The 6,755-nt window shown below is 72.7% G+C and carries 6 protein-coding genes; 4 read left to right on the top strand and 2 right to left on the bottom strand.

Features of this window, described 5'->3' with window-relative positions:
- From ABWK99_RS11740 to secA, 4 genes are all read left to right on the top strand, one after another.
- Positions 1–327: sigma 54 modulation/S30EA ribosomal C-terminal domain-containing protein (locus tag ABWK99_RS11740; protein ID WP_372594887.1), on the top strand; the 327-nt coding region annotated here is incomplete at its 5' end.
- Between the two features lie 135 nt (positions 328–462).
- Positions 463–1,794, top strand: a complete 1,332-nt coding sequence (locus ABWK99_RS11745; protein WP_372594888.1) for a winged helix-turn-helix domain-containing protein — start codon at positions 463–465, stop codon at positions 1,792–1,794.
- A 9-nt stretch (positions 1,795–1,803) separates the two neighbouring features.
- Positions 1,804–2,754: a DMT family transporter gene (locus tag ABWK99_RS11750; protein ID WP_372594889.1), complete on the top strand. Its 951-nt coding sequence runs from the start codon at positions 1,804–1,806 to the stop codon at positions 2,752–2,754.
- A gap of 72 nt (positions 2,755–2,826) precedes the next feature.
- Positions 2,827–5,691, top strand: a complete 2,865-nt coding sequence (gene secA, locus ABWK99_RS11755; RefSeq protein WP_372594890.1) for a preprotein translocase subunit SecA — start codon at positions 2,827–2,829, stop codon at positions 5,689–5,691.
- 38 nt (positions 5,692–5,729) lie between these two features.
- Here secA and ABWK99_RS11760 read toward each other — a convergent pair whose 3' ends face one another.
- Positions 5,730–6,392 (bottom strand): Rv3235 family protein, encoded by a 663-nt coding sequence (locus tag ABWK99_RS11760; RefSeq protein ID WP_372594891.1) that lies wholly within the window; start codon positions 6,390–6,392, stop codon positions 5,730–5,732.
- Positions 6,389–6,755 (bottom strand): LysM peptidoglycan-binding domain-containing protein (locus ABWK99_RS11765; protein ID WP_372594892.1); only part of this gene is annotated, 367 nt, incomplete at its 5' end. The genes ABWK99_RS11760 and ABWK99_RS11765, both read right to left, overlap by 4 nt.

Consider the following 6,755-nt stretch of genomic DNA (forward strand, 5'->3'; position numbering starts at 1 on the left):
AAGGGTGACGCCGTCCCGGCCCAGGCACCGCCCGTCGAGCTCGTCCCTGAGCCGGAGGAGGAGCCCACCCCCGCCCCCCGGGTCATGGGAGAGGCCGTGGAGTCGACGTGGGGCGACTCGCCGGTGGTCATCCGCGAGAAGCTGCACCACGCCGAGCCGATGACCCTCGACGACGCCCTGTACGAGATGGAGCTCGTCGGACACGACTTCTTCCTGTTCATCGACGCCGAGACGGCGCTGCCCTCCGTGGCCTACCGGCGTCGCGGATGGAGCTACGGGGTGATCCGGCTCGACGCGCCGGTGGCCGCGACGGCGGACGCCTTCTGACCTGGGACCTCGTCAGGCACGAGACCTGCGGCCCGGTGCCCCTGGCGCCGGGCCGCAGGTCTGCCCGATGACGTCCTGGCGAGCAGCCGACGACGCGGAGCGAGCGATGTGGGTACCGGCGGGCAGGATGGGCGCATGGTGCAGCGAGCCTCGTCCCCACCGGCGGCCGTGACGGCCCCCCCTCCCTCGGGACCGGGCGCTCGCCCGCGGGGCACTCGTCGCGAGGTCCTCTCGCTCGCCGAGGCGAGGCGCATCGCGTTGCGCGCCCAGGGGCTCGACGCGCGCCGCCGCCCCGCGGGTCCCGTGACGATGCGGCACTTCCAGCAGGTGGTCGACCGGCTCGGGCTGCTGCAGATCGACTCGGTCAACGTCCTCGCCCGTGCTCATCTGATGCCCGCGTTCTCGCGGCTCGGTCCGTACGACACCGCGCTGCTCGACAGGGCCTCGGGGAGCGCGCCGCGCCGGCTGGTCGAGACCTGGGCGCACGAGGCGAGCTTCGTCCCGCCCGCGACCTACCGGCTGCTCGGCTGGCGACGGCGCTTCTACGCCGAGCGGGACTGGGGGACGGTGGCGGGGGTGCGGCTGCAGGACGCGCCGATCCTCGAGGAGGTCCGGGCGCTCGTCGCACAGTCCGGTCCCGTCACCGCCCGGCAGGCGCACGAGGTGTACGAGGCCGAGCACCCGCGCACGCGCAGCGGGTGGTGGGAGTGGACGGTCGCCAAGCGAGCCCTCGAGTACCTCTTCTTCGTCGGAGAGGTCGGCAGCGCTCGCCGTACCGACTCCTTCGAACGCTGCTACGACCTCACCGAGCGGATCCTGCCGGTCGAGGTCGCCTCCTGGCCGGAACCCTCCGACGACGAGGCGGTCCGCGCGCTGGTGGAGATCGGGGCCAGGGCGCACGGGATCGGGACGGCCGCCTGCTTCGCCGACTACTTCCGCCTGAAGCGCACGCATGTCCGGGATCACGTGGCGACGGCGATGGCCGAGCTCGTCGAGAGCGGGGTGCTGGTGCCCGTGACCGTGCGCGGCTGGGACCGACCCACCTTCGTCCACCGTGACGTCGTCCTCCCGCGGTCGGTCTCCGGGCGAGCCCTGCTGAGCCCCTTCGACCCGCTCGTCTTCGAACGGCGTCGGCTCGAGGAGCTCTTCGGGACGCGGTACCGCATCGAGATCTACGTGCCTGCCGCCCAACGGGTGCACGGCTACTACGTGCTCCCGTTCCTCCTCGGCGACAGCATCGCGGCCCGGGTCGACCTCAAGGCGGACCGGCGTGCAGGGGTCCTGCGCGTCCAGGGCGCGCACCGTGAGCCGGGGGCGCCGTCGTCGACGGCCGACGAGCTCATCGATGCTCTGGGGGAGATGGCCGGGTGGCTGGGTCTCGACGGCGTCGAGATCGCGCCCGACGCCCCGGGCGACCTGACGACCGACCTGCGGACGGGCACGGCGGGCTTCGCGCCGGCTCTCTAGCCTGTGGCGGTGGATCCCGAGCGCACCCCGGCGACGTCCGTCGGTGCGCGCAACGCTCCACCGGCCGCGGGGATGGCGGGATCGGACTTCCTCCTGGTGGCGCTGGGGGCGGTCCTGTGGGGGACGGGTGGTCTGGCGGGCGCGACGATCGCCGCGCGCGGGGTCGACATGCTCACCGTGGCCACGCTCCGCCTCGGCATCGGCGGAGGGACGCTGCTGCTCGCCCTCGCCCTCGCCGGGCGCCTGCGGTCCCTGCCGCGCACCCGCGTCGCGGCCCGTCGGCTCGCGGTGACCGGGGCGCTGGCTGCCGTTTACCAGGCCTGCTACTTCCTCGCCGTGCAGCTCACCTCGGTCGGCGTCGCGACCTTCGTCGCGCTGGGGGCCGCTCCGGTGATCGTCGCGGCCGTCACGGCGGTGCGTACCCGCAGCGTCCCGGACGGTCGCACGCGCGCCGCGATCGTGCTCGCCCTTGCCGGGCTGGCGCTGCTGGTGAGTCCCGGTTCCGCCGCACCGGCCGGCGCCGTGCTGGCCCTCGTGGCCGCGGGTGCCTTCGCGGCGATGACCCTGGTGAACCGGGTCCCTGTCGCCGGCCTCGACTCCCTGACCCTCACGGGTGTCTCGTTCAGCCTCGGTGCGGTCCTGCTCGCGCCGATGGCGCTGCTCACGGCGAGCGGCGGGCTGCCGACCGGGCCCGACGGCTGGCTGACGGTCGCGTACCTCGGCATCGGTCCGACGGCGTTGGCGTACACCGCGTTCTTCGCCGGGCTGCGTACCGTACCCTCCACGACGGCCAGTCTCCTGGCACTGCTCGAGCCCCTCACCGCAGCGGTCGGCGCCTACCTCCTGCGGGGTGAGTCGCTCGGGGGCGCCGGGGTCCTCGGTGCCGTTCTCCTCGCCTGGGCCGTGGTGGTGCTCCGTCCGCGGCGGGTCTCGCCTACGATGGCTGCTGGTCTGCACTGACGCGCGCCTCGGCGCGTGCTGCGACCGTCCCGTGCCACACGGCCCGGGGGACGGACGAGTCTGGAGTTGCGCGTGCCCTCGATCCTCGATTCGATCCTGCGGCTGGGCGAAGGTCGTGTCATCAAGCGCCTCCAGGGCCTCGCCGAGCAGGTCAACGCCCTCGAGAGCGGGTTCACCGCACTGAGCGACGAGGAGCTGCGCGAGGAGACCGACCGGTTCAAGGAGCGCCTCGCGGGCGGCGAGAGCCTCGACCACCTGCTCCCGGAGGCCTTCGCCGCCGTGCGCGAGGCCAGCCGGCGCACCCTCGGCCAGCGCCACTTCGACGTCCAGCTCATGGGTGGTGCCGCCCTGCACCAGGGCAACATCGCGGAGATGAAGACCGGTGAGGGAAAGACCCTCGTCGCGACCCTCCCTGCCTACCTCAACGCCCTGACCGGCAAGGGCGTGCACGTCGTCACCGTCAACGACTACCTCGCCAGCTACCAGAGCGAGCTCATGGGCCGCGTGTTCCGCATGCTCGGCATGACGGTCGGCTGCATCGTCTCCGGGCAGACGCCCGACCAGCGCCGCGCGGAGTACGCGGCGGACATCACCTACGGGACGAACAACGAGTTCGGCTTCGACTACCTGCGCGACAACATGGCGTGGAGCCCGGCAGAGCTCGTCCAGCGCGGCCACCACTTCGCGATCGTCGACGAGGTGGACTCGATCCTCGTCGACGAGGCACGGACCCCGCTGATCATCTCCGGCCCCGCAGGCGGCGACGTCAACAAGTGGTACGGGGAGTTCGCCCGCCTGGTGCAGCGGCTCTCGCGGGAGTCGGACTACGAGGTCGACGAGAAGAAGCGCACGGTCGGCATCCTCGAGCCCGGCATCGCCAAGGTCGAGGACTACCTGGGGATCGACAACCTCTACGAGTCGCTCAACACCCCGCTCATCGGCTTCCTCAACAACGCCATCAAGGCCAAGGAGCTCTTCAAGCGCGACAAGGACTACGTCGTGATGCAGGGCGAGGTCATGATCGTCGACGAGCACACCGGGCGCATGCTGCCCGGCCGTCGGTACAACGAGGGGATGCACCAGGCGATCGAGGCGAAGGAGGGCGTGGTCATCAAGGCCGAGAACCAGACGCTCGCCACGATCACGCTGCAGAACTACTTCCGCCTGTACGACAAGATCTCCGGGATGACCGGCACGGCCCAGACCGAGGCCGCCGAGTTCCAGAGCACCTACAGCCTCGGCGTCGTGCCGATCCCCACGAACCGCCCGATGCTCCGGATCGACCAGGCCGACCTCGTCTACAAGAACGAGGAGGCCAAGTTCGCGGCCGTCGTGGAGGACATCGTCGCGAGGCACGCTGCGGGTCAGCCGGTGCTGGTCGGCACGGTGAGCGTCGAGAAGAGCGAGCACCTGTCCCAGCTGCTGCGCAAGCAGGGCGTCCCGCACGAGGTCCTCAACGCCAAGCACCACGCGCGTGAGGCCTCGATCGTCGCCCAGGCCGGCCGCAAGGGCGCGGTCACGGTCGCGACGAACATGGCCGGCCGTGGTACCGACATCATGCTCGGCGGGAACGCCGAGTTCATGGCCGTCGCCGAGCTCGCTTCCCGGGGCCTGGACCCCGCGGAGGGCCCCGAGGAGTACGAGGCCGCCTGGCCCGCTGCGCTGGAGGCAGCCAAGCAGGCCGTCGCGGCCGAGCACGACGAGGTCCTCGAGCTCGGTGGGCTCTACGTGCTCGGGACCGAGCGCCACGAGTCGCGCCGGATCGACAACCAGCTGCGCGGCCGGTCCGGACGCCAGGGCGACCCGGGCGAGTCCCGCTTCTACCTGTCGATGACCGACGACCTCATGCGGCTGTTCGGCTCCGGCATGGCGGAGAGCATGATGAACCGCGCCGGGTTCCCGGACGACCTGCCCATCGAGTCCAAGATGGTCAGCCGCGGGATCCAGAGCGCGCAGAGCCAGGTCGAGGGTCGGAACTTCGAGATCCGCAAGAACGTCCTGAAGTACGACGACGTCATGTCCCGCCAGCGTTCGGTCATCTACGCCGAGCGTCGCCGCGTCCTCGAGGGCGAGGACATGGCCGACCAGATCCAGCACTTCCTCGTCGACGTCGTCACCTCCTACGTCCAGGCCGCGACGGTCATGGGCACGCCGGAGAGCTGGGACCTCGAGGCGCTGTGGACCGCGCTCAAGGCTGTCTACCCCGTCTCCGTCACGATCGAGGAGATCGTGGAGGAGGCCGGTGGTGCCACCCGCCTGAGCACCGAGATGCTCACCGAGGAGCTCGTCTCGGACGCGAAGCTCGCCTTCGCGGCCCGCGAGGAGGCCATCGGCTCGGAGAACATGCGCCAGCTCGAGCGCCGCGTCGTGCTCTCCGTCCTCGACCGCAAGTGGCGTGAGCACCTGTACGAGATGGACTACCTCAAGGAGGGCATCGGCCTGCGCGCCATGGCGCAGCGTGACCCCCTCGTGGAGTACCAGCGCGAGGGCTACCAGCTGTTCCAGGCGATGTCCGAGGCCATCAAGGACGAGTCCATCACCTTCCTGTTCAACCTCGAGGTCAAGGTGGCCGAGCCCGAGGCGGCGGAGGACGCGGCGGGGGCCGGGACCGAAGCGGCGACACCGGAGCCGGAGGCCGGGACGCCCGCGAAGGCGGCCGACTCCGCGCCCGCTGCGGCCGCTGCGCCTGCCGCTGCCGCGCCCCGTCGGCGGACCCCGTCGCTCATCGCCAAGGGTCTCGACGGACCCGAGCGCCGGGTCCCGCTGAGCTACTCGGCGCCCAGCGTCGACGGCGACGCCGCCCCGGTGGTGAGGGCGGAGGAGGCCTCGACGGCGGAGAAGGACGGTCAGACCTTCCCCGGCACGGGCCGCAACGAGCAGTGCCCCTGCGGCTCGGGCAAGAAGTACAAGGTCTGCCACGGCAAGAACGAGGAGTGAGCCCGGTCCGCCGGTCCCGGTGACGGGCCGGCGGCGGGTCAGCCGATCTGCAGCACGCTGACCCGCCACGAGCGGCGGTGCACCTCCAGGCGGACGGCCGCCGCGCGCACCCGGTCGCCGTCGTGCAGCACCACGGTCCCCTCGGCGACGGTCGGGCCGAGGCGGGACACCCGGACCGACCGGACGCGAGCGCGCGCCGCCGGCGCCGGGGGAGCGGAGGGGCGCGGGCCGGCTCGGTTCGCCGCGGCGGCGACCTCTGCCGCGCGCCTCGCCCTGGCCGGCGCCAGCAGCCGTTGTCGGCCGGCGAGCTGGTCCAGGAGGCCCGGCGTCACCCATCGCGTGAGCTGGGCCAGCGGCCGGGTGCCCGCCAGCACCTCGACGGCGGCGAGTGCGACGGCCCCGCACAGCTGGACGGGATCGGGTAGCGGCCCGACGGGTGCCGACTGCGGCCCGGCGACGGGCCAGCAGGTCTCGGTGGGAGCCCGCAGCACCGATCGCGCGTCGGGGGAGAGCAGCACGACGTCCTGCGGTCGGGGCGTGGTCGGCTGAGGGACGGGCGGCAGCAGGAGCCGCGGCCCGGAGGGGAACCGCCGCACCGGGGAGCCGTCCAGGGGCCGGGCCGGGCGTCGTGGGGCCGGATCGGTCGTCGATCGCCTCGGTCCCGAGCGGGTAGCGACGTCGCGGAGGCTGACGGCGCTCATCGGTCCGCACCGTCCTCGGCGGGTGCGTGCAGGACCTGTCCGGGACGGATGAGGTCGGGATCCGCGCCGATCGTCGCCCTGTTCGCCTCGTACCACCGGGGCCACTCCCGCGCGACCCACCCAGGGTCGGCGGTGCCGAGGTGCTCGGCGGCGATCGACCACAAGGAGTCCCCGGGCTCGACCTCGACGCTGCCGCTCGGGCCCGTGCGCTCCCGAGTGCGGTCCTGGGTGGAGGCGGCTGGGGCCGCCCCGGCCGTGTTCTCGCCATCGACGACGATCGGCGAGGCGGGCGCGTTCGGGGAGGGCGACGGGTCGTCGGGGCCGCCCGGCGACGGGTCCGGCGAGGGCGCGGTGGTGCCGGTC

It is taken from the genome of Actinotalea sp., assembly GCF_041597215.1.
Taxonomy (GTDB): domain Bacteria; phylum Actinomycetota; class Actinomycetes; order Actinomycetales; family Cellulomonadaceae; genus Actinotalea.

Excerpts from the sequence above, each read along its gene's own strand:
- ABWK99_RS11745 (WP_372594888.1), top strand. The coding sequence starts at position 463 with ATGGTGCAGCGAGCCTCGTCCCCACCGGCGGCCGTGACGGCCCCCCCT.
- ABWK99_RS11760 (WP_372594891.1), bottom strand. The coding sequence starts at position 6,392 with ATGAGCGCCGTCAGCCTCCGCGACGTCGCTACCCGCTCGGGACCGAGG.